Annotated in this window: 27 protein-coding genes; 19 read left to right on the top strand and 8 right to left on the bottom strand. The window is 42.0% G+C overall.

What is annotated here, in order from left to right; translation table 11 throughout:
* The first annotated feature begins 187 nt into the window (after positions 1-187).
* The 6 genes from ABWT76_RS15980 (at position 188) to ABWT76_RS15955 (ending at position 5843) form a co-directional block, all read left to right on the top strand.
* Positions 188-463 carry a hypothetical protein gene (locus ABWT76_RS15980; RefSeq protein WP_354634626.1) on the top strand — a complete coding sequence of 92 codons (276 nt, stop codon included), beginning with the start codon at positions 188-190 and terminating at the stop codon, positions 461-463.
* A 301-nt stretch (positions 464-764) separates the two neighbouring features.
* Entirely contained in the window at positions 765-1034 is a 270-nt protein-coding gene (locus ABWT76_RS15975) for a hypothetical protein (RefSeq protein ID WP_354634625.1), read from the top strand.
* Between the two features lie 494 nt (positions 1035-1528).
* On the top strand, positions 1529-2137 hold the full coding sequence (locus tag ABWT76_RS15970) for an NfeD-like protein (RefSeq protein ID WP_354634624.1): 609 nt from the start codon (positions 1529-1531) through the stop codon (positions 2135-2137).
* Between the two features lie 30 nt (positions 2138-2167).
* The gene (locus ABWT76_RS15965) at positions 2168-3553 is read left to right on the top strand and encodes an SPFH domain-containing protein (RefSeq protein ID WP_354634623.1); all 1386 of its coding nucleotides are present in this window, start codon (positions 2168-2170) and stop codon (positions 3551-3553) included.
* A 56-nt stretch (positions 3554-3609) separates the two neighbouring features.
* A complete protein-coding gene (locus tag ABWT76_RS15960) occupies positions 3610-5205 on the top strand; it encodes an SPFH domain-containing protein (protein ID WP_354634622.1) in 1596 nt (531 codons plus the stop codon).
* Between the two features lie 407 nt (positions 5206-5612).
* Positions 5613-5843 carry a hypothetical protein gene (locus ABWT76_RS15955; protein ID WP_054464434.1) on the top strand — a complete coding sequence of 77 codons (231 nt, stop codon included), beginning with the start codon at positions 5613-5615 and terminating at the stop codon, positions 5841-5843.
* A 185-nt stretch (positions 5844-6028) separates the two neighbouring features.
* Here the strand turns inward: ABWT76_RS15955 and ABWT76_RS15950 are convergent, their stop codons facing one another.
* Entirely contained in the window at positions 6029-6868 is an 840-nt protein-coding gene (locus ABWT76_RS15950; protein WP_354634621.1) for a hypothetical protein, read from the bottom strand.
* Between the two features lie 573 nt (positions 6869-7441).
* Here ABWT76_RS15950 and ABWT76_RS15945 point away from each other — a divergent pair.
* Positions 7442-7582 carry a hypothetical protein gene (locus ABWT76_RS15945; RefSeq protein ID WP_354634620.1) on the top strand — a complete coding sequence of 47 codons (141 nt, stop codon included), beginning with the start codon at positions 7442-7444 and terminating at the stop codon, positions 7580-7582.
* Positions 7583-7972: 390 nt separating this feature from the next.
* Positions 7973-8887: an MvdC/MvdD family ATP grasp protein gene (locus tag ABWT76_RS15940; protein WP_354634619.1), complete on the top strand. Its 915-nt coding sequence runs from the start codon at positions 7973-7975 to the stop codon at positions 8885-8887.
* Between the two features lie 182 nt (positions 8888-9069).
* Here ABWT76_RS15940 and ABWT76_RS15935 read toward each other — a convergent pair whose 3' ends face one another.
* The 4 genes from ABWT76_RS15935 to ABWT76_RS15920 all read right to left on the bottom strand — a co-directional run bounded on the left by ABWT76_RS15935 (position 9070) and on the right by ABWT76_RS15920 (position 10985).
* Positions 9070-9483 (bottom strand): HNH endonuclease signature motif containing protein, encoded by a 414-nt coding sequence (locus tag ABWT76_RS15935; protein ID WP_354634618.1) that lies wholly within the window; start codon positions 9481-9483, stop codon positions 9070-9072.
* On the bottom strand, positions 9480-9866 hold the full coding sequence (locus ABWT76_RS15930) for a hypothetical protein (RefSeq protein ID WP_354634617.1): 387 nt from the start codon (positions 9864-9866) through the stop codon (positions 9480-9482). Before ABWT76_RS15930 ends, ABWT76_RS15935 begins: the two co-directional genes overlap by 4 nt.
* A 251-nt stretch (positions 9867-10117) precedes the next feature.
* Entirely contained in the window at positions 10118-10477 is a 360-nt protein-coding gene (locus ABWT76_RS15925) for a DUF5615 family PIN-like protein (protein ID WP_354634616.1), read from the bottom strand.
* Positions 10455-10985: a hypothetical protein gene (locus ABWT76_RS15920; protein WP_354634615.1), complete on the bottom strand. Its 531-nt coding sequence runs from the start codon at positions 10983-10985 to the stop codon at positions 10455-10457. Before ABWT76_RS15920 ends, ABWT76_RS15925 begins: the two co-directional genes overlap by 23 nt.
* A gap of 130 nt (positions 10986-11115) precedes the next feature.
* Between ABWT76_RS15920 and ABWT76_RS15915 the strand changes: the two genes are divergently transcribed.
* Positions 11116-11268 (top strand): hypothetical protein, encoded by a 153-nt coding sequence (locus ABWT76_RS15915; protein WP_354634614.1) that lies wholly within the window; start codon positions 11116-11118, stop codon positions 11266-11268.
* Positions 11269-11285: 17 nt separating this feature from the next.
* Here the strand turns inward: ABWT76_RS15915 and hpsP are convergent, their stop codons facing one another.
* The 3 genes from hpsP to hpsN all read right to left on the bottom strand — a co-directional run bounded on the left by hpsP (position 11286) and on the right by hpsN (position 15015).
* Positions 11286-12458: a hormogonium polysaccharide biosynthesis glycosyltransferase HpsP gene (gene hpsP, locus ABWT76_RS15910; protein ID WP_354634613.1), complete on the bottom strand. Its 1173-nt coding sequence runs from the start codon at positions 12456-12458 to the stop codon at positions 11286-11288.
* Positions 12459-12703: 245 nt separating this feature from the next.
* Positions 12704-13885, bottom strand: a complete 1182-nt coding sequence (gene hpsO, locus ABWT76_RS15905; protein ID WP_354634612.1) for a hormogonium polysaccharide biosynthesis glycosyltransferase HpsO — start codon at positions 13883-13885, stop codon at positions 12704-12706.
* Positions 13886-14049: 164 nt separating this feature from the next.
* Positions 14050-15015 carry a hormogonium polysaccharide biosynthesis glycosyltransferase HpsN gene (gene hpsN, locus ABWT76_RS15900; protein WP_354634611.1) on the bottom strand — a complete coding sequence of 322 codons (966 nt, stop codon included), beginning with the start codon at positions 15013-15015 and terminating at the stop codon, positions 14050-14052.
* 1170 nt (positions 15016-16185) lie between these two features.
* Here hpsN and ABWT76_RS15895 point away from each other — a divergent pair.
* The 10 genes from ABWT76_RS15895 (at position 16186) to ABWT76_RS15850 (ending at position 26633) form a co-directional block, all read left to right on the top strand.
* The gene (locus ABWT76_RS15895; protein WP_354634610.1) at positions 16186-20406 is read left to right on the top strand and encodes a CHAT domain-containing tetratricopeptide repeat protein; all 4221 of its coding nucleotides are present in this window, start codon (positions 16186-16188) and stop codon (positions 20404-20406) included.
* A 187-nt stretch (positions 20407-20593) separates the two neighbouring features.
* A complete protein-coding gene (locus ABWT76_RS15890) occupies positions 20594-20764 on the top strand; it encodes a hypothetical protein (protein ID WP_354634609.1) in 171 nt (56 codons plus the stop codon).
* Positions 20745-21077, top strand: coding sequence for a hypothetical protein (locus ABWT76_RS15885; RefSeq protein ID WP_354634608.1), 333 nt, complete (start codon positions 20745-20747; stop codon positions 21075-21077). The genes ABWT76_RS15890 and ABWT76_RS15885 overlap by 20 nt, the downstream gene beginning before the upstream one ends.
* Before the next feature lie 90 nt (positions 21078-21167).
* Positions 21168-21932, top strand: a complete 765-nt coding sequence (locus ABWT76_RS15880) for a hypothetical protein (protein WP_354634607.1) — start codon at positions 21168-21170, stop codon at positions 21930-21932.
* A gap of 12 nt (positions 21933-21944) precedes the next feature.
* Positions 21945-23279: a DUF1822 family protein gene (locus ABWT76_RS15875; protein WP_354634606.1), complete on the top strand. Its 1335-nt coding sequence runs from the start codon at positions 21945-21947 to the stop codon at positions 23277-23279.
* Positions 23280-23627: 348 nt separating this feature from the next.
* On the top strand, positions 23628-23882 hold the full coding sequence (locus ABWT76_RS15870) for a hypothetical protein (RefSeq protein WP_354634605.1): 255 nt from the start codon (positions 23628-23630) through the stop codon (positions 23880-23882).
* Positions 23872-24234 (top strand): type II toxin-antitoxin system RelE/ParE family toxin, encoded by a 363-nt coding sequence (locus ABWT76_RS15865; protein WP_354634604.1) that lies wholly within the window; start codon positions 23872-23874, stop codon positions 24232-24234. The genes ABWT76_RS15870 and ABWT76_RS15865 overlap by 11 nt, the downstream gene beginning before the upstream one ends.
* A 113-nt stretch (positions 24235-24347) precedes the next feature.
* Complete coding sequence (locus ABWT76_RS15860) at positions 24348-25499, top strand: CHAT domain-containing protein (protein WP_354634603.1); 1152 nt, start codon at positions 24348-24350, stop codon at positions 25497-25499.
* Positions 25500-25502: 3 nt separating this feature from the next.
* Entirely contained in the window at positions 25503-25835 is a 333-nt protein-coding gene (locus tag ABWT76_RS15855; protein ID WP_354634602.1) for a DUF433 domain-containing protein, read from the top strand.
* A gap of 270 nt (positions 25836-26105) precedes the next feature.
* A complete protein-coding gene (locus tag ABWT76_RS15850; protein WP_354634601.1) occupies positions 26106-26633 on the top strand; it encodes a hypothetical protein in 528 nt (175 codons plus the stop codon).
* Positions 26634-26653: the final 20 nt, after the last annotated feature.

Raw genomic sequence — 26653 nt, 5'->3', positions numbered from 1 at the left:
TGTCAAAGTATCCTGACTAATCCGTGGTGAGGCTGTATTGCTCTGGTGAATGCTGTTGTGCAGTTATGGGCGATCGCTATCACGAAACCCTCTTGCTTTAGATCACAGGTAAAGTCGAACGGCGATCGCACTCAAAACTGGAAAGAATAGACAGACTCAAATAGTGTCATTAGTCAGGAGATGTTTGATGAATTCCAGGAATATTGAGACTTTTTCTTGCCAACATTGTAGGCATTACCGTGCATCGACAACACGAGGGGAATTTTGTCAATTGCTTTTTGTCCCCGTACATGGTGACTTGATTGGATGTTCTTTTTATGTAGAGAAAGCTACCAATATCTCCACCTACTCTCATGCTCCTTACACTTATCCGATAATTCATCCGATGATTAATCCATTGATTCCCGAACTCGTGAAGTCCGATATATACCCCAGCTATCAAACTCAAATTAGTCATGGCTAAAACCATTATTTTCTCAGCAATTGGAAAAATAATGGTGATAAAAAAACAGATTAACAAAAATAAATGACCTTTTAATAATTTTTTAACTCATTTTTTGCTGATTTATAAAAAAAGGAAAATCGCCATGTTTGATTAATTTTATAAATATGCTGTTTTAGCAAACAAAATTACCCCAGTTATTTACTTGGTATCACTGACTGAAGTTTATGAATCTGGCTTGCTCAAATAGCCATCCGCGATCGCAGCGTATTTTTGCCAAATTATTCATCATTAATATTGCTTAGAGCCAACGCTAAATGCCATGAATTATAACAATTATTCCACTTTATCCTGTCGTTTTTGCCAGCATTATGAAGTCGAAGGAAGACGGGGAGGAATTTGTCATCTTCTGAATGTATCTGTCCAAGGAAATTGGCAGGCTTGCCCTTTGGCGATTCGTTCTTTTGTCACCGAACTAATTGCTATAGAAACCATCAGTCAGGCATCGGATTTATCGGTAAATTATGAAAAAGTTATTCCTCTAAAAACTTATAATTTTACCGATCGAGCATTCAGGAAAAAAGTCAGTTAACCCATAATCCAGTTGCCAGCAAATCTGGATTTAATTTAGTTAGCTTTAATTGAGATTTAATTGAGATTTAATTGAGCTTTAATTTGGCGATCGCTAACCGATGTTTATCTAGCGATTTAGCCATTTTTTTTATCAAAAAGTTATAATTTGTTCTTACCCAAAAAATTATACCACTTACAAAAATTTATGCAACAATAAGTATTTATATTGTAGGGTGGGCAAAACTCCACCATCATATATAGTAGGGTGGGTAAAATTTTTTGCCCACCCTACGAATCTTAGGGGCTGTTGGATGAATTGTTGTAAATGGTATTACCCTAAAATTTCCGGTGAAATCTAAAATTTATCTAAAGATTTTAACTCAGTGACCAAAAACTTAATAAAACTTAAAGTTTACCCGTGGTGAAATCGGGATTTATTTGTCAGAATTTAAGTATTTGCAAGATTATCTGCAAGACTATTTGCCCGGTTCTGGCTGTCATTTTGGATAGAAGATGCTACCCATCTATATTTTTTCCTTTACTATTGGCGGAATTTTCGTCGCCCTCGCTGCGTTGGCAGGATTGGACGGCGTAGATTTTGACCATCCCTTCGACGCTGACATCGAAGTTAGAGAAGAATCTCGGAACATTGAAGAAGGGGAGAAAATACTCACCCTGACCAAGCGACCCAAAAAAATGACTTTGTGGTTGCCGTTTTTGACGATTAAATTTTGGACGTTCGGAAGTTGTTTTTTCGGCTTAACCGGCATTGTGCTGTCGAAATTGACCCCCGGAATTCCTGAACTGGCGATCGCCTCAATATCGGTACTCATCGGTAGTTTTTGCGGCACTTCAATGGTTTGGGTTTTGCGAAACTTGCGGCGCCATCAAGCGGATTCCTTAATTCGTGCCAATGATTTAATTGGTCTATCCGGTAAAGTCTCTCTTCCTTTTGACAGCCAGAGCAAGGGGAAAGTTCAACTAACCCTCAAAGGTTCAAACCTCGATTTAGTGGCGTTCACCGATGAAGAAAAAGGCTTTAAAAAAGGCGATCGCGTCTTAATTGTTGGCCTGAAAAATAATCAACTTTGGGTCGTCACTGATGAATCCACGGATATTTAACAGGTATTGTCAATTTTTCTAGGGAATAAAATGGAAAATCAATTTAAGTCTTCATTCAAGCAAGAAGTGGTCGCGATCGAAGTGGCCCAAGTCCCCGCGAATCGATCTATCGGGGCTATTGGGGAAAGCCAAAGCCAAAATCTGAACTTAATGGGTATGAGTTTACCCTTGGTTGTTTCCGGATTTTTGGCTTTAGCTTTACTGATCTGGTTTATTAACAATTTTCTGTGCATTTGTAACCCCAATGAAATCCTGGTACTTTCAGGACGGAAACACAAAACTAAAGACGGTCAAGAAGTGGGTTATCGGGTGATTTTTGGCGGACGGACAATCCGCATCCCAATTTTGGAAACCATTAAAAAAATGGATCTCAGAACGATGGCCGTGCCCATTGAGATTTCTAATGCTTATGCCAAAGGAGGAACGCCACTACAAATTCATGCGATCGCCAATGTAAAAATTTCCAGCAACCCGGCCATTGCGGGGAATGCTATTGAACGTTTTCTCGATCACAATAGCGGCGAAATTGCTCGGGTGGCCAGGGAAACTCTCGAAGGCAATTTACGCGGTGTCGTTGCCACCCTCACCCCGGAACAACTCAACGAAGATCGCTTGCAATTTGCCGAACGCATTGCCCAAGATGTAGAAGATGACCTAGTAAGACTGGGCATCCATTTAGACACCTTAAAAATTCAAAGCGTTTCTGATAACGTCGATTACCTGAATTCCATCGGACGCAAACAAATTGCCCAAATTTTACGGGATGCAGAAATTGCCGAATCCAACGCCAAAGGTGAAGCAGACCGAGTAGAAGCCCAATGCGAACAAGAAGCTCAAGTGGCAAAAACTCAAGCTCGCACAATTATCCAGGAAAAAGAAAACGAACTCCGCAAAATTAAAGCGGAATTAGAACAACAAGCGCGGTCAGAAGAAGAACGGACTAAAGCAGCCGCCAATGAAGCCAGAGCGAGAGCGGAACAACAATTACAAACCATTCGGGCTCAGTTAGAGCGGTTGCGTTTAGAAGCGGATGAAGTGCTCCCCGCAGAAGCCCAAAAACAAGCTCAACAACTCAAAGCTAAAGGGGATGCGGCAGCTTTGGCGGAAAATGCCAGTGCCGCTGCTTTGGTGAACGAACTCCTCGCTCAAGTTTGGCAAGACACTGGCACCGATGCTTCCGAAGTGTTTTATATTCAACAAATAGAAATGGTGCTGCGAGAAGCGGCGAAAATTCCTGGCCGTTTGAAACTGGAACAAGTGAATGTGATTGATAACGGTGATGGCAAATCTTTGGCCTGTTTAGTGAACGCTTATCCCGAAATTTTCCGTCAGTTCCTCGATCGCGTTGATGATACTTTGGGAATTAAGGTGATGGGAAATAGCGTCAGTCGCAATGGACATAAAACGGAAGTTTAACGCCCGGAATTAATTAATCGCGCCAAATTAGCAAAAAAATAGGGAGAAAAATCATTATGGAGTTCATTTTTTCACTAGCAATTATCTTGAGTGTGGCTGGTGGGGCGGGGACTTTGGTTCTGCGTAACCTTTATTATATTTGTCAGCCCAGTGAGGTGTTAATTTTTGCCGGAAGCGATCGCCAATTGGAAGACGGACGGCGGGTGGGATATCGCTTAGTTAAAGGCGGTAGCAGTATTCGCACTCCTTTATTAGAGCGGGCATTTCGCATGGATTTAAGCAACATGATCATTGAATTGAAGGTCACGGGAGCTTATTCCAAAGGCGGAATTCCCCTCACCGTGGAAGGGGTGGCGAATATTAAAGTTGCTGGAAGTGAACCGACTATCCACAATGCGATCGAGCGTTTACTCGGCAAAAGTCGCAAGGAAATCGAAACTTTAGCCAGGGAAACTTTAGAAGGAAATTTGCGTGGGGTGTTGGCTTCTTTGACGCCGCAACAAATTAATGAAGATAAAATGGCTTTTGCCAAAAGCTTGCTCGACGAAGCCGAAGATGACCTAGAAAAATTAGGCATAGTTTTGGATAATTTGCAAATTCAAAATATCTCTGATGATGTGCATTATCTCGATTCTATTGGCCGTAAACAACAAGCGGAATTGCAACGGGATGCCCGCATTGCCGAAGCGGAGGCCAAAGCCACTTCAGCCATTCGCAATGCGGAAAACGAGCGAATTACCGCCCTGAAACGCATTGAAAGAGATATTGAGATTGCCAAAGCGGAGGCCGAACGCCGGGTAAAAAATGCCTTAACTCAGCGGGTGGCTGTGGTGGCCGAAGCGGAAGCCGAAATTGCCTCGGAAGTGGCTCGCCGACAAGCAGAAGTCGCCGTGCAAACGGAACGAATTAAACAAGTTGAACAACAGTTACAAGCGGATGTGGTCGCCCCTGCGGAAGCGGAATGTAAGCGGGCGATCTCTCGTGCTAAGGGAAATGCGGCGCGAATTATTGAAGATGGGAAAGCCCAAGCGGAAGGAAGTAAGCGTTTAGTGGAATCTTGGCAAGCGGCTGGCCCCGCAGCGCGAGAAATTTTCCTGTTCCAAAAGTTAGAAATTTTGTTAAAAACAATGGTGGCCACGGTGCCAGAAGTGGATGTGCGTAATGTCACCGTAATTGATGGCAATAACGGCAATAATGCTAGTAAAATCGCCAGTTTTATGGAGCAAATGCGGCAAACCACTGGGTTAGATATTGTGGATGCGGTGCGGAGTTTTAGCGGTCAACAGCCGGTAAAAGATGCGCGGGTTTTACCCAAAGCAACCGCCAAGCCTCAAACCAATAATTTCTCGTCCGATGCTCCATCTTTAGCGATCGCCTCCAAAGAGGTTGCATCTACCAACGTTGATGTTAATGCTTATAACGCTTTGCGATCGGATGTGCAGCAAATCCTAGAAAGGTTAGCAGAAAAAAATCCCAGTAATCGGCAAGCGGAACGGGCGATCGAAGCGGTAATCAAAGAAAATTTATCCCTGAAAAACCGCTTAAAACGCACCTTAGAAGTGCGCGGCAGTGAGGTGTTACAAGAAATCTTTGAGCATCCGGTTATTCGCATTCCCGCAGGCATGATTAAGGTTTGGGTTGAGCAAGATTAATTGGCATTTTTTATCTGCACCACAAAGGCACAAAGGACACAGAGAAAATTGCTCATCATGGCTCGTCTCTGTGTCCTCTGTGTCTCTGTGGTTGATAAAGTAATCGGCCTTATTGTTTTCGATTGAATAGACCACAGATATTGGTAGGGGCGAAGCATGACCGCAGAAGTTCGATGGGTTAGAAACGTGAATTTTTTACGGCCATGCTTCGCCCATCTGTAGGAGGCGATCGCCTCCCAGTTGCCTCTCAGGAAATATAGGCGCGGTAAGCGGAGCTATGCCGTCAGGCTTATCGCCGCGCAGATCGGGTTGAGGATTGGGCTATGGTTATGGCATAATTATGATGTGATTAAACTCAAACCGTTATGATTATCACCATCGACAATAGGTAGCAATAGGTAGCAATTATGTCAACAGTTTATCGCTTAAAAGCCAGTGAAATTAATAATGATTTGTTAGAAAAAATTAAAGCCAAGTTTGGCAATAAAGAGATTGAAATCGTTGTCTCAGAATTGAATCAAGATGAAACCGAGTATCTTTTCAAGTCTGAACCTAACAAAAATCGACTTCTCAGTGCGGTTGACAATATTAATGATCAGAATAATTTAGTTGAAGTAAAATTAGAATATTTGGCATAATTAAATGATTTTTCTGGTAATTAATCTGAGCGATCGCCTATTAAAAAAATGGATTATTTACCACAAAGACACGAAGGACACATTCTAAAGCGATCGCCTCTGTATTCTTTGTGTTCTTTGTGCCTTTGTGGTGAATAATATCTTTAGTAAATTAGGAGGCGATCGCTGTCATCAGCTTAACCAAACTAATCATGGTCAAATTCGCTTTTTTCCTTGGACGCAAAACTTAAATTTTGTAAAAATTCCAACACCACTCTATCCGGTTCTTCCGTACATTCGTTAACGTTGTAATATTGAATCATCCGAATACCTTGAGATTGAAGAATGCGATCGCTTCTCCGATCTGCTTCATCCTCCTCCTCTGCATTCACCCCCAGAATCCCTAATTTTCCTTCATAACAAATCAGAAAATAAAGGTCTTGGTTTTCTCTGCCCTCGGTGGTTGTCAACCGCGCCGTTGCTTTAGGAAAAAATAGCACCCCGGAGCGATCGAGTGCCTGGGCAATATTCGCCTCTGCTGCTGACCGAAACTGCCAACCTTTCCAGGAATAAGTGATAGTTTCAACAGGCGAATGAGCGATCAAATTTGAATTCCTTTCAGCTTTGATATTCGGTTCGTCTAATCCAGTTTTATTATCCCCTATTTTATCCTGGTATAAATCGGCTTGACAAAAGTTTGATTCATGTAAATTTCCAACAACTTTTGTGCCACTAATATTTCTCCCAGTAAGATTGACTGCGATCTGGCGATTTCGTTGTAAAGTTATTTGATTTCGCTTTAAATATCGCCTCAGAACCGATTGGAGATTATCTTTTTTTACCTTTTCCCCGAAGACTTTTGACAATTCCTTCCAGAGTTTAGATCCAGCATCTTTGAGATAATCGGGATCGTATCCGCTATTTTTGGCAATTTCCCGATAAGATAGACCTGCCCATGACTGACGAAATAATATTTCTTGAACGTGGTTGAGGCGATCGTAATCCAGTGCAGTTTCCACGATCGCGAGTGCTTCATCAACCGTCATGACTCAAGGTTCCTTAAAAATGATAGCGATTGAACAACAGGGAGGAAATCCAGGGGCACCTCATGCTGCAAATGCCGATGCTGCGATCAGTTATCCGCCGCCACCCACCCCCGAAAAAGGGTATCCTTAGAACTCAACGCAGTGGATCCTTCCCAGTAGCATAAGGCATAGCAGCATTTCTAGAAACTGAAATTGCCATCCCAGATTATATTTTACCATAACTGATACCTTTCTACTACTTTTTTCTTACTTTTTTCTTACTTTTTTCTTACCTTTTCTGACCACCCTAGCTGAAGGTAGCTCTTATAATTTTTACTAGCGCTATTCAATATCAATTTTTCATCGAGACTAACTATGTCTCGAGAAAAACCCCCAATCGACCGAGGACGTGAGCAAAAGGAGGAATATCAGACTTGTCCTAAGTGTCAAGGAAGCGGGCAGGTGAAACCAGATGGAGCCGTTAGAGCAGCGCAATGTCCGACCTGTAAAGGTAGCGGTCAGATTCTTAAACCTTCCTAAACTTTTGCTTGTCAAAGGCAACAAGAGTGAAATTTAATATTTATACAGGAGATAATGATGAACCATCCTTTTGATTTACAACTATCCCAGCTAGAATCAATCGATCTAGAATATGCTGTAATTGAAGCAGAAGAGGAGTACCTAGGAAATGACGCTGCCGTTAGCATGATTTCAGACTGGCGAGTTGAAAGCTAAACCCATAATTTGGAGCGAGCAAGCATTCATATTTAACAATAACGATATATATAGCAGTCCTATAGAAATCGTAATATTTTTGTAGGGGGCAATTCCTTAAGGCGGTGGTTGCCCCGGAGCGTTTAAGGGTAAGCTCACGCTTGCCAAACCTGTTACCCCTACAATTCCACAACTGATATAGGACTGCTATATTATAGCTACATATGAATGCTTGTGATTCAAATTTAAAAACTATATCGTCCTTGAAGTAAAAATATCTCGATTCAATTTTAAACACCGAGGTCGAACGGGCTTATTAGGTTAGGGATAACTTTTTAACCGAATCTAATACTTTACTATGGTGTTGCCTAATTTAAATGTTTTCGTTCTAAACTAAAAATACTTTCATCTATGATTCATCTAATTTTAGGAAATCCAAAAGACGTTCATGTAAGTCATCTTACTCAAGCTCTTACAGAACGAGATTCAATTGTATTTCATTTAAATAGCCGTCTACTACCAGTACAATTGAAAGCAGCTTGGGACTCCCAAATACAAAACTGCTATTTTACTCTAACCGATGGCTACAAGTTACAAGTAGAAAATATTCATAGCATTTTTTTGCGAAGAATTTCAGATCCTTGTGTTCCATCTCTAGGGAACTCAAAACAGGAAAGAATTGCATTTGACGATTCTATGACTACTTTGAGAGTAATACTGAAGTCATCCCCCGCTTTTTGGGTAAATAATTGGGAAATTTCATACCGCATTCACGAAGAGAAACCATTGCAGCTTGCCAGTGCAAAAAAACTGGGTATTAATATTCCTGCAACCCTAACCACTAACGATCCAGAACAAATTAGTAACTTTGCCGAATCAAAAGAAAAAGTTATTTTTAAACCAGTATGTGGTGGAGCGTGGACACAAACATTAACATCTTATCATTTAGAACCTAAACGTTTAAATATAGCCTTAAAAATATCTCCTGTGACTTTTCAGGAATATATTCCGGGTACTAACATTCGCACTTACGTTATAGATCGTTCAGTTTATTCCGCTGAAGTTAAAAGTGAAGCAGTAGATTTTAGAAAAGATAAAAAATGTCAACTGATTCCCTTTGATTTACCCGACAATATTTGTCAGCAATCTTTAGATATTGCCAAAGAATTAGGATTGGTGTGGACAGCGATTGACTGGCGGTTAACCCCAGACCAAGAATATTTTTTTTTAGAGGCAAACTCTAATCCTTTGTTTTTGTATTTTGAACGAACCACTGGTTTTCCAATTACTAATGAATTAGCTAACCTTCTTACTAAACAGCACTAATTATAAAAACGTAGAGATAATAGCGACTTTTGTCGTCACCAGTGCAGATCCGGTCATTAGCTTGGGATAGAATAAAAATATTCAATCTAAGCCAACGGCGATTATTCTACACCAGATGCGAGACCCGAATCCCAACACTCTCCCAGAGTATAGACAAGCGCTATCGCCTTTGACTAATTCCATCATGGATACAGTCTTTGGGCAATCAAAATTTGGCGAATTTGTAAGCGTTTTGGCTCATTTAATTTCAGCAAAAATACCGTTGCGCGACCTGTTGGAGTAATCCCAATAATTTGACCATTATCCAATCGAAAATGCTCTGACCATATCTGGGTGCGTGGGTTAAATAACGGGACAATTTCTCCGGTAAGTGGATCAAAAGTTGCCAAATCAGAACCTTTGTAACGATTACAGGGTAAACAAGATAAAGCCAGATTTTCTGCAATCGTTTGACCGCCATGTTTGACCGCAATAATATGGTCAACTTCATGGCTGTAAATTGAAAAGTTTTGGTGAATTAGGCAGTATTCGCACTGACCTTTTGCCCGATCGCTGGTAAGCTGACGTAAAAGATTTGGTATTGAAGCAGAACTCATTTTTGTAATTCAGAATAAGCTTTGGCTTTCAATAAAGTCATTAGGCGATCGCATTGCTCATATAAATCGAGTTCTGCCACTTCCGTCTCATGTAACGTACCTTGGCGATTTTTTTCTAACACTTCTCTCAGACGGTTTTGTGCTTCTGCCGATACTTTAAAAGCAATAATTTCTCTGGGAGTGGGACGAGAAATTAAAAAATCAATCACTTCTGTATAAGCGGGTGGAGGAGTCGTTAAACGCTCAACCGTTGGCAGGCTTTCTATTTTTGTGCTAGAAGGGATAGAATCCACTAGCCACGTTAATAGTTCCGGTAAGCGGTTTTGTAAGGGTTGAAGGCGTTTTGCCAGTTCATCAGATACTTGAATCGTCAGTTCAGCCACAGCAATTTCTCCTTATCTTAAAAAAATACTATCTCTGCTTTTTCATTCAGACTGATTAATATTCTAGCAGTCGCCGCCTTGAAACATAAAAGCGATCGCCTCTGTATTCTTTTTGTCCTCTGTGTCTCTGTGGTGAATAAGATTTTTAGTAAATTAGGAGGCGATTCCGCATCAGATGATCGCGAATGCGAATCGCCATACATAATTCACTATAATTCACTCACCCAGGGTTAGCTAACTGAGTTAAAAAATCAATAATTCCATTGATTTATAGGAATAAATTGCTGGTTTAACTCGATACCTGCGGCCTCTATATTAGCAATAGCTTTGACAATCATAGCATAACTCAAATTTTTAGCCGGATTCGGATATTCATAAATCGCCAATATCCCTGGATGAGATGAATTTGCCGCATGAAGGTTGAAAAAATCATGGCAATTTCGAGTCAATAATATCCGCCCTTCTTCTCTGGCAAAATCAAGCACAATTGCATCAGCTTTTCCCATTAATCCAGCTTGATTCACGGTGACAATATCGTAACCGGCTTCTTGGAGTAAAGTAACCAATTTCTTGGCTTGGGAGTCTTCATCAAGCAGTAGTCTTAGACTCAAGGGAGACTCCTTTGGCTTCTAAACGATAACGTTCTTCTTCTGCTTCTAGTTGCAATAGTTCTTGATGCATTTCGCAGTAGTGCATGACTTCTTGAATGGCAGCGATAGGTAAATCCCAATTTTCGGCAGCTTCTTCGGGGGACATTTCATTGGCGATCGCATCTCGCCAAACTGTTGAAGCCAAAAGTTTACGACCTTTAATATAAAGTTGCCGTCGCCAAGGGTGAGGACGTTCGACTAAATATTGCCAATTTTCAATTGGTGAAGGTTCCAATTCTGGAATCAGCAGGCGAATTTGTCCATCGGAATTATGGATAAAAAGCTGGCTACCGGATTTGAGATTTTGTTTCAGAGTCACCATCACAGAAATTGACCGCAGAATCGCTTCTTTGGTATTTTCGGCGCCGATCGCCATACGCAACCAGTCGAGTTGAGCAACTTGTTCTGAACTTAGGGTTAAATTCGGCAATTGAGTGTTTGCCGATTCTGGGTTGGATGCTGGAGTCATTTTTGATACCGTGGATCTCAGTTTTCTAGAGATGCTTCAATTTTATCCTAGGCAATTTCTGGGACATTAAACCAATGATAACGATTTTCGCGATTTCAACAGCCACGAGCAGTTTATTTTGAAGTTCCTAATGGCTAAAGCTGAATCGCGCATCGTCCCGGAGCGATCGCCTATTAAAAAAATGGATTATTTACCACAAAGACACAGAGGACACAAAGAAAAGCGATCGCCTCTGTATTCTTTGTGTCCTCTGTGTCTCTGTGGTGAATCATATTTTCAGTAAATTAAGAGGCGATCGCCCTAAAAAATAATCCCTTGATAAGCTTTGATAGTTTCCTGGGCGATCGCCGACCAACGATAAGCATGATTCGCATAAACTTGTCCATTGTTTCCCCGACGGGATAAATCTTCTGGATGTTGTAATGCCATCCTTAATTGACTCACTAAATCTTCCAGATTACAATCACAAACCCAACCGGCATCTGCCCCTTGCACATCTTCCCAAATATAGACCCCCCGCGAAATACAAACCGCTGTCCCTGCTGCCATTGCTTCTGCCACCGCAATGCCAAAATTTTCATAATAAGAAGGTAAGACAAATAAATCCGCTTGTTGTAATAAAGCTGCCTTAAAATTTCCGGTGACAAATCCGGTGATAGTTGTGCATTTTTCCAGGGGGGAGGCTTTTATTTTGGCCTTAATCATCGCTTCATAATCCGGGTCTTGGGGATTACTTCCAGCGAGGACAAAGTGAAATTTAAACCCTTCGGCGATTAGGGTTTCCAAAGCAGGCAAAAGCAGATTTAGTCCTTTTTTCGGTTCTATGCGCGAAAGAAATAATAATAAGGGGCGATCGCGGGGAATATTTAACTGACTTCTCACGTCACAAACTTCTGGATTAACCGACTGAAATTTTACCCCCAAGGGAATGATTAAATCCTGGGTTTTCACCCCAAACCGTTCAGAAATAATCGCCTCTTGATGACTGGTAAAATGCAGCGCTGACGCCCCGGCAATATTGCCTCTTTCCCACAGAGTTGTATAGATTTTTTTTAGCTGTTTTTTCTTCTGTAAATCCGCCGGGTCTAGAGTGCCTAAAGGCCGTAAAATATAAGGTAACTTTTTCACTCTTGCCACCGTCGCTGCGGCGGAAATTACTGGGGAAAATAAAGCGTGTAAATGGGCTAAATCAAACTCATGGGCATGGGTTGCCAGCCAACTCAATAAATCCACAGAAAATTTATATCGCCGAAATGGACTACAGCGAAAATAAATCACCTGATAACCATCTTGGGCAATAGGCTGATTTAAAGGAACATCTAATGGCGCTTGTCCCGTATCTCCATTAGAATTAGTGGTTAAAATTGTCACATCAACCCCTTCATTAGCTAGGGCAGCAGAAAGCCCTAAAACCATTTGACTGGGGCCGCCATAAACGAGGGATATTGCCGGAATGATTTGCAGAATTCGCATAATTATTATTGGGAATATGATTGGGAATATGATTGGGATTACATTTTCTCTGCTATACATTTCGATCCCCCTAAATCCCCCTTAAAAAGGGGGACTTTTCGATCCCCCTAAATCCCCCTTAAAAAGGGGGATTTTTGTTGATTGCCTCGAAAGCCCCCCTTTTTAAGGGGGGTTGGGGGGATCGACGAGGGGAACCGTACCTCAAAAAATCGCAAAGTGCTGTATGATTGCGGTTTATATTTGGTTCAAGAAATATCAGCAACGAGCAATTGTTGGTAAAATTTTAACAATTCTTGGGCTAGGGCTTGGTTGGTATAGTGCGCGATCGCTCTTTGATAACCTTTTTCCCCCAATTCCGCAGCTAACTGGGGATTTTCCATCAGTTGCATCAAGCAATTTTGCAACGCTGCCACATCTTTTTCAGGAAACACTAACCCAGCATCATCGATCACATAAGGAATTTCTCCAGAGTCCGACCCAATTACCGGCACTTTACAAGCGATCGCCTCAATTAAAACATGACCAAACTGTTCTTTCCAGCCCACAGAAGTTAAAGTTTTAAACTTATAGGTAGTTTCCGAAGGTAAAACCAAAACATTCATTAAATTAATATATTGATATACTTGGTCATGGGGAACACTTTCCACTATAATTACTCTATCAGTAAAGCCATTTTCTGCCGCCCAAGCGAGTAACTGTGACTCTAAATCGCCGCGTCCTAATAATAACCACTTCCAAGGTTTTTCGGGGATTTTTTCCAAAGCTTTTGCTAGGGTAATTAAGCCTTTTTCTTCCACAAATCGGCCTACAAATCCCACAATAAAATCCGTATCTTTAATTCCCAGTTTAGCCGCTAATTCCGGTTGGCTTTGGGGACGAAACAAAGTTTCATCAACCCCCAATTGAGGCATCACTACCATCGGGCCAGTATATCCGCGATCGCGCAAAATATCTGCCCCATCTTGATTACCCACCACTACCCCATCAGTAGCTTTTAAATTATAGGCTTCTAACCAAGAAATCGGCCACTTTAAAGTATAAGGCAAATTCCACCAAGTAAAGAAAACATTTTTTGCCCCAATTTTTAACCAACGATTCAGAGTAATTAACTGAGCATAAGCCAGCGCTTTTGCTCCTTGTTCAACTTGGATAATATCCGGGCGAAAATTCTGCAATACCTTAATCAAATCTGCCCCAAATACCAATAAACCCTGATTATTTTCACTAAAATTAGAAACCGGCACTACTTGAAAAGAACCTTCTTGAATGGGTTGGGTTTCAATAATTTTATTTTGCACCCCACCGGGTTGCCACCGTCGGGGCACCACCACCGTCACCTCAATTCCTGGTTCTAACTTGGCTAAAGCCCTAAACTTTTCTCGGTTTAGGTCAACAATATAAGTATGGCTAACGACTAAAATTTTCATAATTTTATTATTGGTTGGTTGTTGGTTGTTGGTTGTTGGTTGTTGGTTGTTGGTTGTTGCTTGCCCGATGGCGGTTGACGGGGGGGTTGGGGGGGTTGTTGGTTGGGGAAAATAATTAATAACTATTAAAAAATAATTATCAATTATCAATTATTAATTATCAATTATTCCTTAGTATAAATTTGCCCATCATTCCAGAGAGATTTGATTTGAGTGCCAACTGCATTGAAAAAACCCAGGGTATAAAAAAATCCCCGCACCAACATTTTTAGCGGTGAACCACTTTTATTACAAGGGGGATGACCCAGGACATGACAATCAAATAACCGGGCAAAAAAGCGGACACATTGAGAAAAGGTGAGATTTTTTAAGCCTAAAAAGAAATGATTGTGATAAAAAGTAATCTGATATTGCCAAGATTTTGTGCTAATATCGTGACATCCGCCCGTCTCTTCTCCCAGGTGAACTAAATGGGCTTCTGGGTCATACCATATTTTATATCCTGTTGACCGTAACCGCAGACAAAAATCAGACTCTTCGCGCACCGCAGACCCTCTAAATCGCTCATCAAATTTGAGTCCATGCTGCGTAAATATTTCCCGGCGAAACGACATATTGCAGCCTCTGGCAGAGAGGACTTGCTGGGGTTTTACCGTATGGACTAAATCAATATAATACCAAGCAATTCCCGGATCCATTGCTTCCGGGGGCAGTTGTTCGATGATTAAATTTCCCTGAGAATCGGTTAGTTTCATTCGGTCAAAAACTCGACCAGCGATCGCGCCTATTTCGGGGTTGTCTTGATAGTTTTTGGCATGGTTTGCTAAAAAATTATCTGGCAATTGGACATCATCATCAATAAATAGAATAATCTCGCCTTTTGCCCGACGAACTGCATAATTTCGCGCCCCAGGTAAACTGGCCCAGTTCACTCTAAACCAGCGAATTTTTCCCTGATTAGACATTTCTTCTAAATACTGTTGAATTTCTGGTTTATGAGTAGCGGTTTGGTCAACGACTATCGCCTCAAAATTGGGATAGTCTTGCTTGAGTACATCCGCAATACTGTCTCGTAGGGCATCTTCACGATTATAGGTGGGAATAATCACGGAAATTAAAGGCGCAGTCATAAGTTTTTTTAGTTTTTTTTCAGTTTTGGAGTTGATTTTTGATTTACAGCGGTTTTCCACTGAGTAAACCACACCCGTCGGGGATTAAAATCCCCGCCTGTAGGGGTCAACGGCCGTTGACCCCTACAGTCCGTTAAAACCGACTAATTATGCTTGGTAGGGGTCAACGGCCGTTGACCCGTACAACGATCGTTGACCCGTACAACAACCCTTGACCCGTAAAGAATTTTAGTCGGTTTTAACCGACTTAGGCTATTAGCCAGGGAATTAATTATTCGGGCGGTTAATGTAGTTTATCAGGGAATTAATTATCCGGGCGGTTAATGTGGTTTATCTATGAGACTTTTTCGTTTTCAGTAAACCACACCCGTCGGGGATTAAAATCCCCGCCTGTAGGGGTCAACGGCCGTTGACCCCTACAACGACCCTTGACCCGTACAACAACCGTTGACCCGTACAACAACCCTTGACCCGTAAAGAATTTTAGTCGGTTTTAACCGACTTAGGCTATTAGCCAGGGAATTAATTATTCGGGCGGTTAATGTAGTTTATCAGGGAATTAATTATCCGGGCGGTTAATGTAGTTTATTTATAAGACTTTTTCGTTTTCAGTAAACCACACCCGTCGGGGATTAAAATCCCCGCCTGTAGGGGTCAACGGCCGTTGACCCCTACAACGACCCTTGACCCGTACAACAACCGTTGACCCGTACAACAACCCTTGACCCGTAAAGAATTTTAGTCGGTTTTAACCGACTTAGGCTATTAGCCAGGGAATTAATTCCCTGGCGGTTAATGTGGTTAGCCTCAAATCTCAGAAACCGGGTTTCTATGAGATTTTTTCGTTTTCAGCAGGGATTGATCAAAGAAACCCGGTTTCTTTCCCCAAACGGGTTTCTATGAGATTCTTTCGTTTTCAGCAGAGATTGATCAAAGAAACCCGGTTTCTTTCCCGGTTTCCCGGTTTTTTCCCCGCGACTGCATAAACTCCAACACTTCCTACGATAATAATCTCAGAAACCGGGTTTTTATGGGACTCCAAATCTCAGAAACCGGGTTTCTATGAGACTTTCTCGTTTTCCGCAGAGATTAATCAAAGAAACCCGGTTTCGTGCAATGCCCACTAAACCCTAGATCGCCGCTTACCCCTTTACCCACAGGAAAACAACCATGAACGAACAACGCCTACAAGAATACCTTAACTTAATTCAAGCCTTACTTGAATGCCCCAATGGAGAAGAAATTATTAATACCCTCAACGCCCATCCCCACCTAATCGATCCAGATTTAGTAGAGGTAATGCAACAAAAAGCAGCAATGATGGCGCAACAGGGGAATGAAAACAACGCTAGATTTTTAACTGATTTAGCGCAGGAAATAGCCGCTTATCTGCACAACCACTTATCACCAGAATCTCGACAAGAATATATCAATTTTTTGGTTGAAGTATTAGTAGCTACTGCTGACAGTAAGGGCAACCCACAAGTTGTCTATCCCATCCTGAAGGCTAACCAAGATAAACTCAATCATAGATTAGTTGCCTTGTACCCAAATTGGGCTAACCATATTCTCTCCCAGGCCACACCGGAACAAGCCCCAAGCTATGCAGCAGCTTTTGTCTATTTCAGCAATTTAATTCAGCAGTTTCCTTTAGGCAACAGGGCGAGTAACCTAGACATTGCCATTACTGGTTATGAATTAATTTTAAACATCTTCACCCGTGAGAATTTTCCCGAAAATTGGGCAATGACTCAAAATAATCTGGGAAATGCCTACTCTGACAAAATCACCGGCAACCGGGCTGAGAATATAGATGAGGCGATTTGTTGTTATCAACGGGCATTAAAAGTCTACACCCGTGAGGATTTTCCCCAAGATTGGGCAGGGACTCAAAATAATCTGGGAGAAGCCTACAGAACAAAAATCACGGGCAACCGGGCTGATAATATAGATGAGGCGATTTGTTGTTATCAACAGGCTTTAGAAGTCAGAACCCGTGAGGATTTTCCCCAAGATTGGGCAGGGACTCAAAATGGTCTGGGTAATGCCTACTCTAACAAAATCACCGGCAACCGGGCCCAGAATATAGATGAGGCAATTCGTTGTTATCAACGGGCATTAGAAGTTAGAACCCGTGAGGATTTTCCCGAAGATTGGGCAGGGACTCAAAATAATCTCGCAATTGCCTACAAGAACAAAATCACCGGCAACCGGGCTGAGAATATTGATGCGGCGATCGCCTGTTATCAACGGGCTTTAGAAGTTAGAACCCGTGAGGATTTTCCCGAAGATTGGGCAATGACTCAAAATAATCTCGGAGGTGCCTACTCTAACAAAATCACGGGCAACCGGGCTGAGAATATTGATGCGGCGATCGCCTGTTATCAACGGGCTTTAGAAGTAAGAACCCGTGAGGATTTTCCCGAAGATTGGGCAGGGACTCAAAATGGTCTGGGAATTGCCTACAAGAACAAAATCACGGGCAACCGGGCTGAGAATATTGATGCGGCGATCGCCTGTTATCTACGGGCTTTAGAAGTTTATACCCGTGAGGATTTTCCCGAAGATTGGGCTATGACTCAAAATAATCTCGGAGGTGCCTACTCTAACAAAATCACGGGCAACCGGGCTGAGAATATTGATGCGGCGATCGCTTGTTTTCAGCGGGCTTTAGAAGTTAGAACCCGTGAGGATTTTCCCGAAGATTGGGCAATGACTCAAAATAATCTGGGAGAAGCCTACAGAAACAAAATCACGGGCAACCGGGCTGAGAATATTGATGCGGCGATCGCTTGTTTTCAGCGGGCATTAGAAGTAAGAACCCGTGAGGATTTTCCCAAAAATTGGGCAATGACTCAAAACAATCTGGGAAATGCCCACTGGTCTAAAATCACGGGCAACCGGGCTGAGAATATAGATGAGGCCATTCGTTGTTTTCAACGGGCTTTAAAAGTAAGAACCCGTGAAGATTTTCCCCAAGATTGGGCAGGGACTCAAATTGGTCTGGGAAGTGCCTACTCTAACAAAATCACCGGCAACCGGGCTGAGAATATTGATGAGGCGATTCGTTGTTATCAACTCGCTTTAGAAGTTTATACCCGTGAGGATTTTCCCGAATATTGGGCAATGACTCAAAATAATCTGGGAATTACCTACTCTAACAAAATCACCGGCAACCGGGCTGAAAATATTGATAGCGCGATCGCCTGTTATCAACGGGCTTTAGAAGTTTATACCCGTGAGGATTTTCCCGAATATTGGGCAGGGACTCAAAATGGTCTAGGAAATGCCTACTCAGACAAAATCACCGGCAACCGGGCCCAGAATATAGATGAGGCGATCGCCTGTTATCAACGGGCTTTAGAAGTTTATAGCCGTGAGGATTTTCCCGAATATTGGGCAATGACTCAAAATAATCTCGGAAATGCCTACAAAAACAAAATCACCGGCAACCGGGCTGAGAATATTGATGAGGCCATTCGGTGTTATCAACGGGCATTAGAAATTAGAACACCAGAAGCCTTTCCTAAAGATTGTTTACAATCGGGCAGAAATCTCGGTAATCTTGGCTTTAAAGAAGGTAAATGGGAGATAGCTATAGAAGGCTACGAATCCGCCATTAAAGCGGTGGAAAAAAGCCGCAGTTGGTCAAAAACTGATGCCAGCCGTCAACAGATTATCGCTGATTCTATAGATGTTTACGCCAACATCATTCAAGCCTACATCAATAGCGGCAATTTGGACAAAGCCATTGCTTATGTCGATCGCTCTCGCGCTAAACGTCTGGTAGACTTAATGGCCAGTAATGACCTCTATGCAGATGGAGAAATTCCGCCCCAAGTTCAGGCATATTTGCAACAATACGACCAACTCCAAGCGGAAATTGATGCAGAACGAAACCGCCTGCAAAATAACTCTGACTCTAGCCAACAACAGACAGAAAACTCAACCAATCAAGGAACAGATAAACCAACAAATAAAGGCACTGTCACCTCGACTCGCGCTGCTTTCCAAGCTGCTACGGAAAAAATCGCCGCTTTGGAAGCAGAAAAACAACAAGTTTGGGAACAAATGCGCCGTTTAGACCCCGTTTTAGCCGGAGAAAAGGAAGTTAACCCCCTAGATTTTGCCACCATTCAGCAACTCATCGAAAACCCCCAGACTGCGATTCTCAATTTCTTTACCACCAACAACGACACCCACATTTTCATCATCTACAAAGACAAAAACCCCGAACTACATACCTGTACCGGCTTTGGCTATCAAACCTTACAGGATTTAGTAGTTAACGAGTGGTTAAATCCCTATTTTAACAAGAAACAAGATGGCCTTTGGTATGCCAAAATATCGGATTTTTTGCAGCAATTAGCCGATAAATTGCAACTCAAAAACTTAGTAGAAACCTATCTCCAGGATATTAAGGAACTGATTATCATCCCCCATCTATTTTGGCATCAAATCCCCTTTGCTGCCTTACCTTTTTTAACCGATGAAACTCAATACTTAGGCGATAAATTCCCGATTCGCTACGTTCCCAGTAGCCAAATCTTGCAATATTGCCAACAACGTCCCCAACTTGATAAAATTAATTACGGAACAGTAGAAAACCCCGATGGTAGCCTACCCAGTGTAGAATTTGAATGCGAAACCATCGCGAATTTACACCAAATTCCTGCCCATCAACGCTTAAAAGGTCGTGAACAAGCTACCGTAAAAAATTATCGCCAACTTGCCAAACAAGTGCAAGTATTACACTCTAGCCATCACGCCCAATCTCGTCTGGACAATCCTTTAGAATCGATTCTCATATTAGCCGATGGTCAAATTACATTAGGGCAAATAATGACCCCCGGTTTTCGCCTGCCTAACCTCTCTGATGTGTTTCTTTCCTGTTGCGAAACTAACCTGGGTGTGGCGGGAATTAGTGATGATATTTTATCATTATCCACCGGCTTTTTATGTGCCGGGGCGCGAAATGTGGTGAGTACCTTGTGGTCTGTTGATGATTTAGCCACTGCCTTATTTTCCATCTTTTATTATCAAAATCGTCAGCGGTTAAACCGTCCTGAAGCCCTGAAAAAAGCGCAAATTGACCTCAGAAATTTATCCGGTCAAACCCTAGCAAGTAATTACAAAGCTGAACTACAAAAGTATTACGATCGGCAATTACAACTAGCCGACCAAAAGCGCCAAAAAGCCAAGAAAAATCGCCAGCGTCTAGTTGCAGGAACGCCCGACTACCAGCGATGGGATGAAGAATATAAACAGTGGGATGCCATAGGAAACCGCATTTTCCGAGTACAACAAAACCTGCCAATTCTCTGTGGTAAAGAATATCCTTTTGCCGATCCATTTTATTGGGCTGGTTTTATCTGTTCTGGTTTGCGTTAATGTAGGGGCGAAGCATTCGGGGATATGAGTTATTTGTTTTTTCCCAAGATTTTTCGCCCGGTAAGCGAAGCCATGCCGTAGGCTTTATGCTTCGCCCCTACGAGTAAATTCGTTATTTTCCGCAGCTTTGCATAACAACGGTGACAACCTTCGATATATCCATAACACCGTTAGCAAAGAAATCACCATGAACCGATATTATCAACCCGAAACCTACAGCCCACCGACCCCGAACCAGCATAACGAACCTTGGTTGCGGATTATGATATCAACATGGGGCGCGATCGCCCTCGAAGAGTTAGAATTAGAGGGAGTTAGAATTAGAGGGCGATCGGACTTTGGAAGAACGCCTATTTAAACACCGTAGTAACTTAACCGAATTGCCGAATAAATTTCCCGCGCCAGAAATCGACATAACAGGTGCCCCCCATGAAATCAAAGAAAGACAGCAAAAAATTGAACGAATGCGTCGGGAATGGGTAGAGCAAAAACGCGCTGAATTAGAGGAGGTTTTAGCGGAAGATAAAGAGATGATCGCGCACCGTTACGCCACCCAAATTCAACAATGTGAACAAGACGTTATTGCCGCGCAGCAACGGTATGACGACGCTTACCGCAACTGGAAGGAAGACCATCAGGAATTTGGGGGCGACTTAGACGACATAGCTTGAGGCTAAAGAAACCGGGTTTCTGCCTAGAAATCTGGTTTCCAGCCGCCTATTTTTCAGAAAAACCTGGTTTCTGTCTTGGTGGGGGGTGCTTTGGGCTATAATCCAGGCATCCCTATTTTTGCTTTGATTCGCGCTTTTATGGATAATGCGTCATTATGTCAATTGATTCGAGAAGCCTTGCACTCTCCTGAAAAGGCTGAGGCACTAGGACTCGCGATCGACTATTTGCCGGAAGTTAAGAGACGTCTTAATCAAGGTTGGCTACCCTATTATGATGAAGCTTTGCCAATAACAGAAAGGGACGTTAAGCGAAATATTAATAGGTTTCCTCAAAGATATTCTTTGAACTTGGAAACCGTTAACTGTCAAAACCCTTCTGAGGCTGCTAAGGTTCGCGAATGCTTTATTAACTGGGTAATGATGATTCTGAAGACTGATTGTAAAGATGTCAAGCGCGGACGAAAATCTAAAACTGTTAGTACGAGCGAGACTATTGGAGGGAATGAAGATTTGACTATTGAAGATACCATAGCAGATGATCTAACTCTCACTGGCATTAGTCGCCTGCTGCAAAAAGAACGTCATTCTCTTGCTGGGAAAATAAGACGCTATATTGAAGAAGATCCGGAAATGAAACTGAGAAATTGTCACCCGCGTAACAATGCCAATCTTGACTGCCAACTTTTGAGTCGAAAACTACTGTTTGAAGAACCGCCTCTTAACCCCAGGCAAGTTGCTAAGGAGTTAACTACTCCCGAAAAAACAATTCCCGAACAAACAGTGTACGATCGCTGGCGAAATTACTGTCTTCCTTTACTTAGAAGAATTGCTAGAGAATTAGGATACGAGAACTAAAAGGAGAATCTTATGGATACCACAAAAACTAACTTTTTGACGATGGCTTTAAGCAAAGAAAACCATGAAATTGCTCGAAAATTCTCTGGACAACAAGATACAGTTGAAAAAGGTAAGCAAGTTTACTTAAACACTCTTGCTGTTTTAGGGGTTCGCAGTTTTTTAGACTGGCTAGGAATCGAAACTGATTTAAACGCAGGCGACAGTTGGCATCCTGTTGTCCGTTGTTTTAATGATGTCGCTGATTTAGTAATTCCCAATTTAGGCAAAATCGAATGTCGTCCGGTTTTACCTGGAGAAACAGTTATTTCTCTACCTTCAGAGGTGACAGAGAACAGAATTGCCTATATTGGGGTGCAATTCCAAGAACAGTTAAACGAGGTGCAATTGTTAGGATTTTATCCGACCACAGACCCACAAACTCCGCTAGAAACAATAGAAATTACCAGTCTTCAACCGATAGAAACATTGATTGATTATCTCGATCGCCTAGAGTCAGCCCTGGATTTTTTTCAGAGTAATGACCCCGTAGCAGCTAAAGTTAAACAGCGATTAAATGACGAATCTTTTTCAGAAATTGTCACTCAACTAGAGCGAATATATCGCACCTATAAAAAATACGAGCGACGGTATGCCGGTGGTGAGTTTTTAGCAAGTTATTTAACCGTAGGAGGTCTTGCTTTTAGAGGTGGTACAGTTGCAGCGAAAGAATATTTTGATGAATCACAACAAAATGAACTGCAAGATTTAGCAGAAGAATTGCTAGAGAAGTTAGCAGAACTTTGGGGGGGTGATGAATCAGAAGAAACGGTTAATATAGAGCCTATAGTTGCTCCTTTATCCCAAGATTTAGCCACTGTTATAGGTGTTATAAATCTAAGTCAATGGTTGCAAAATATTGAAAGTGCTTTTGAAAGTGCTTTTGAATCAAATTGGCAAACATTGGAATCGTTTTTAAGTGAACTACAGGGAAATCTAATTTTTCGATTTGCCACTACACCCCGTTCCAGCAGGACTGATGCCGAAAATCCCACTTTAAGTGTAAGTAAAGTCAGTAAAATCACATTAGGAGATTATCCGGTTGCATTGATTGTCAACTGTCAGCAAAAAAGTGATGATAAACGGGACATCCTGGTAAGATTATATCCCCGTAATGAAGCACAAAATTATTTACCACCGGCTACACAATTAATTATCCTGGATGAAAATGGAGAAGTCTTTTTAGAAGCCGAATCTCGAAATGCTGACAATTGGATCCAACTGGATTTTCGCGGTGTTCCAGGAGAGCAGTTCAGTGTTAAAGTAGCTTTAGGGGATGCTAATATTGTGGAAAATTTTGTGATATAATTTCAATTCTTAGGCTAATCTAATATAATAGATATCTGGCAAAATTCTTAAAAGTCCCCCTTAAAAAGCTAATCTTGTAGGGGTTGTGAAATGCTGTCTTCAAAAATCGTTCTTCAAATCGTTATTTCGTGTAGGGGCGCAATGCTTGCGCCCTAGCAGCCGAAGAGGGGTTTTGTAGGGGCGCAATGCTTGCGCCCTAGCAGCCGAAGGGGGGTAGGGCGCAAGCATTGCGCCCCTACATAAAATAAGGATTTTTCCCACCAAAAACCCCTACAAGATTAGCTTAAAAAGGGGGGCTTTTAAGAATTTTGTAAAATGTCTCATAGATGCAAACTTGAGGATAACCAAATGAAAGCCATTGAAGTGACAGGAACCCTGGATGCAAAAGGTCAATTATCCCTCGACTACCCCATTAAAAATTTACCCCCTAGTCGAGTGCGAGTTATTGTGCTTTATCCCGAAGTAAATGAGGAAGTTGAAACCGATCCTGATGATACTCCCATTGCAGAAGTAAAAGCCAGTCTCCGACGAGCATTAAAACAAGCTAAATCTGGACAACGCATCCCCCTTTCCGAAATGTGGGAGGGAATAGATGTCGAATAACACGCCTTTTGTCCAGATTGATTTAACACCTGAGTATAAACGTAATTTACGGGAATTATCCAAAAAATATCGCAAGATTCGGTTAGATACTCAGTCCATTATTGAGCAATTACAAGGTGGGAATTTTATAGGCGATCGCCTTGCCGGGATGGGTGAAAATTATGTCATCCTCAAGGTGAGAGTTAAAAATAGCGATATCCAAAAAGGGAAAAGCGCCGGTTATCGACTTATCTATCAAGTTGAATCAGAAACTAGCATACTTCTGCTGACAATTTACTCTAAATCAGACAGAGAAGATATTAATGCTAATGATATTTTAAGTATCTTAGCCGAGTGCGATCGCGATGAATAATTCCCCGTTATCTCACTTTGGCGGTGCTGATTCACGGAAAAATTGGGGATATAATAGTCACCGATGCTAGTATTGTGGAAAATTTCGTCATCTAATCTAACCAGGAGAAAGCGATGGAGAAGTTAGTGCTGCTGACTTTTGCCGAGGGAGACTTGGACAAAACAGGTTTTCCGGTGACATTACAGATGGGGGATGAAGGGAAACCTGCGACTATTCAGGAAACCGGATCTTTGCCGCCAAATTCAAAAGTGGTTGAGTCTCACATCAATTGGAAAGTGACTTATTATGGCTTTATTGGGGTAAAAATTAGAAAATTAGAGGCAAAAAAAGCAGCACAAACGACTAACTTTTCTATCCTTGATGTTAAGGAAAAATCTGATGATTTCAAGCATAATTTTAATCTTTGGCTAAAATCGCAGCAATTTAGTCATATTAGGGAAGAGTTACGAGGATATTTAAAATATGATGATGAAGTGCGGTTAATTATCCAAACTTCAAATATTCAGCTACGCCAACTTCCCTGGCATCTTTGGGATCTATTAGAAAGTTACCCTAAAGCCGAAATTAGTGTCATTGCGCCCAAGTTTAAACAAGTGACCTCAGCCAAAGTTGCTAAAAATAAAGTGAATATTTTGGCGATTTTGGGCGATGATGAGGGGATTAATGTTGAAGAAGATCGAAAAATATTAAATTCTCTTCCCGGTGCTAAAGTTGAGTTTTTAGTTAAACCAAACCGACAAGCACTTAACGAGAGACTATGGGAACAGTCTTGGGATATTCTCTTTTTTGCCGGACATAGCCGCACGGAAGGAGAGACAGGAGTTATTTATATTAATAAGACTGAGAGTTTAACTATTCCTGACTTAAGGTATGCGTTAAAAAAAGCCATTGAAAAAGGTTTACAATTAGCGATTTTTAACTCCTGTGATGGTTTGGGTTTAGCTCAGGATTTAGCTGATTTGAATCTACCTCAAATGATTGTCATGCGAGAACCTGTTCCTGACAAAGTAGCACAGGAATTTTTAAAATATTTTCTGTGTTCTTTTTCGGAGGGTCAGTCATTTTATTTAGCGGTTAAGGAAGCGCGGGAAAGATTGCAAGGTTGGGAAAGCCTGTTTCCCTGTGCCAGTTGGTTGCCAGTAATTTGTCAAAATTTAGCGGAATTACCACTAATTTGGCCAAAGTTACAGGAGAGTAATTTAAGGTATGCTCTGGAAGTTATCTTGTCTACTTTGTTAGGAACCCTAATAAGAATGAGAATATAACCCATGTCAACAGCACAACTAACAGATTATTTTAACTTTATCACCCCCGATGATATTCGACTGAAAGGAACACGAATCGGCATCGAAACTATCCTTTATGAATACATCGATCGCGCTCTAACTCCAGAAGAAATTGCCCAAACCTACCCCTCCCTAACCTTAGAACAAGTTTATGCCACGATTCTTTATTACCTACATAACAAAGAAACTATCAGCAATTACCTAAAAAATTGGATAGAACATGGTCACAGAATGAGAGAACAACAGCGCCTAAACCCTCCACCTGTATCCGAAAAACTTAGGCAATTCAGAGCTACCAGAAAAGCCCAAATGTAAAAATTATTGCTACAGTTACGAGGTCTCGTTCCCAGGCTGGAGCCAGGAAGGACGCAAATATCAGTCACAAACTTTAGGGGCGCAATGCTTGCGCCCCTTTTTTGTCGAAAATTTCCCCCACTTGCATAAATATCCTCCTCCCCACCGATAAACCAATAAGCAGACACAAGCAAGGGAACACCACCCAAGATTCCCCCGCGACTTCTGCATAAAACTCAAACCGTCTAACGACTGAATAGTAGAAGCACTCAAAAGCTAATAGAGGTAAATATGGCACAACAAGTCGATCTTAACGAAGTCCGCAACCGCGTTATGACTAACCGTCAAAGCGGTATCGACGATCCTAGCTCACCAAACCGCGCCGTTTTCGTAGACAACGGCGGCAACATCCTCACTCAACCCCAACCCGGTCAACAACGCAACCTCTCCCGAGTGCCGCAAAAACTCTTCGCCGCCACTTTAATGCAAGATCGGCAAGTTGTGGCACACAAACTCCCCGCCAACGCCCAAGAAATGCAGATCAGCGGTGTCACCGGCTGGGTTTACGAAATTACCAGCGAAGTAGGCGACACCTACACCATGTTCATCTTCAACGACGGTAGCCTCTATCAAGTAATGGTCCTCTTCCCAGAAGTTGCAGGGCGTTACAGTCCCAGCGAAGGACATCTATTTTCCAACGGTTGCATCTGTCTCAACGAAGAACATGGCTACCCTACCCTAGAGAAAGCTTACGCTAAATCCGTACTCTGGGCAACAGGTTTTAGCTTCTATGTCCGCACCGGACAATTTCCTTTCTAGTTTCTACATTCTTGGCTGAA

Origin of the sequence: Planktothricoides raciborskii GIHE-MW2 (assembly GCF_040564635.1) — a bacterium.
Lineage (GTDB): Bacteria > Cyanobacteriota > Cyanobacteriia > Cyanobacteriales > Laspinemataceae > Planktothricoides > Planktothricoides raciborskii.
The sequence above is the reverse complement of the archived record's forward strand: the minus strand, read 5'-3'. Positions and strand labels throughout refer to the sequence as shown.

Bases quoted from the DNA above. Each gene is read 5' to 3' on its own strand.
- ABWT76_RS15980 (WP_354634626.1), top strand. From the start codon at position 188: ATGAATTCCAGGAATATTGAGACTTTTTCTTGCCAACATTGTAGGCAT.
- ABWT76_RS15975 (WP_354634625.1), top strand. From the start codon at position 765: ATGAATTATAACAATTATTCCACTTTATCCTGTCGTTTTTGCCAGCAT.
- ABWT76_RS15970 (WP_354634624.1), top strand. From the start codon at position 1,529: ATGCTACCCATCTATATTTTTTCCTTTACTATTGGCGGAATTTTCGTC.
- ABWT76_RS15965 (WP_354634623.1), top strand. From the start codon at position 2,168: ATGGAAAATCAATTTAAGTCTTCATTCAAGCAAGAAGTGGTCGCGATC.
- ABWT76_RS15960 (WP_354634622.1), top strand. From the start codon at position 3,610: ATGGAGTTCATTTTTTCACTAGCAATTATCTTGAGTGTGGCTGGTGGG.
- ABWT76_RS15955 (WP_054464434.1), top strand. From the start codon at position 5,613: ATGTCAACAGTTTATCGCTTAAAAGCCAGTGAAATTAATAATGATTTG.
- ABWT76_RS15950 (WP_354634621.1), bottom strand. From the start codon at position 6,868: ATGACGGTTGATGAAGCACTCGCGATCGTGGAAACTGCACTGGATTAC.
- ABWT76_RS15945 (WP_354634620.1), top strand. From the start codon at position 7,442: ATGATGAACCATCCTTTTGATTTACAACTATCCCAGCTAGAATCAATC.
- ABWT76_RS15940 (WP_354634619.1), top strand. From the start codon at position 7,973: ATGATTCATCTAATTTTAGGAAATCCAAAAGACGTTCATGTAAGTCAT.
- ABWT76_RS15935 (WP_354634618.1), bottom strand. From the start codon at position 9,483: ATGAGTTCTGCTTCAATACCAAATCTTTTACGTCAGCTTACCAGCGAT.
- ABWT76_RS15920 (WP_354634615.1), bottom strand. From the start codon at position 10,985: ATGACTCCAGCATCCAACCCAGAATCGGCAAACACTCAATTGCCGAAT.
- ABWT76_RS15915 (WP_354634614.1), top strand. From the start codon at position 11,116: ATGGCTAAAGCTGAATCGCGCATCGTCCCGGAGCGATCGCCTATTAAA.
- hpsP (WP_354634613.1), bottom strand. From the start codon at position 12,458: ATGCGAATTCTGCAAATCATTCCGGCAATATCCCTCGTTTATGGCGGC.
- hpsO (WP_354634612.1), bottom strand. From the start codon at position 13,885: ATGAAAATTTTAGTCGTTAGCCATACTTATATTGTTGACCTAAACCGA.
- hpsN (WP_354634611.1), bottom strand. From the start codon at position 15,015: ATGACTGCGCCTTTAATTTCCGTGATTATTCCCACCTATAATCGTGAA.
- ABWT76_RS15895 (WP_354634610.1), top strand. From the start codon at position 16,186: ATGAACGAACAACGCCTACAAGAATACCTTAACTTAATTCAAGCCTTA.
- ABWT76_RS15890 (WP_354634609.1), top strand. From the start codon at position 20,594: ATGAACCGATATTATCAACCCGAAACCTACAGCCCACCGACCCCGAAC.
- ABWT76_RS15875 (WP_354634606.1), top strand. From the start codon at position 21,945: ATGGATACCACAAAAACTAACTTTTTGACGATGGCTTTAAGCAAAGAA.
- ABWT76_RS15870 (WP_354634605.1), top strand. From the start codon at position 23,628: ATGAAAGCCATTGAAGTGACAGGAACCCTGGATGCAAAAGGTCAATTA.
- ABWT76_RS15865 (WP_354634604.1), top strand. From the start codon at position 23,872: ATGTCGAATAACACGCCTTTTGTCCAGATTGATTTAACACCTGAGTAT.
- ABWT76_RS15860 (WP_354634603.1), top strand. From the start codon at position 24,348: ATGGAGAAGTTAGTGCTGCTGACTTTTGCCGAGGGAGACTTGGACAAA.
- ABWT76_RS15855 (WP_354634602.1), top strand. From the start codon at position 25,503: ATGTCAACAGCACAACTAACAGATTATTTTAACTTTATCACCCCCGAT.
- ABWT76_RS15850 (WP_354634601.1), top strand. From the start codon at position 26,106: ATGGCACAACAAGTCGATCTTAACGAAGTCCGCAACCGCGTTATGACT.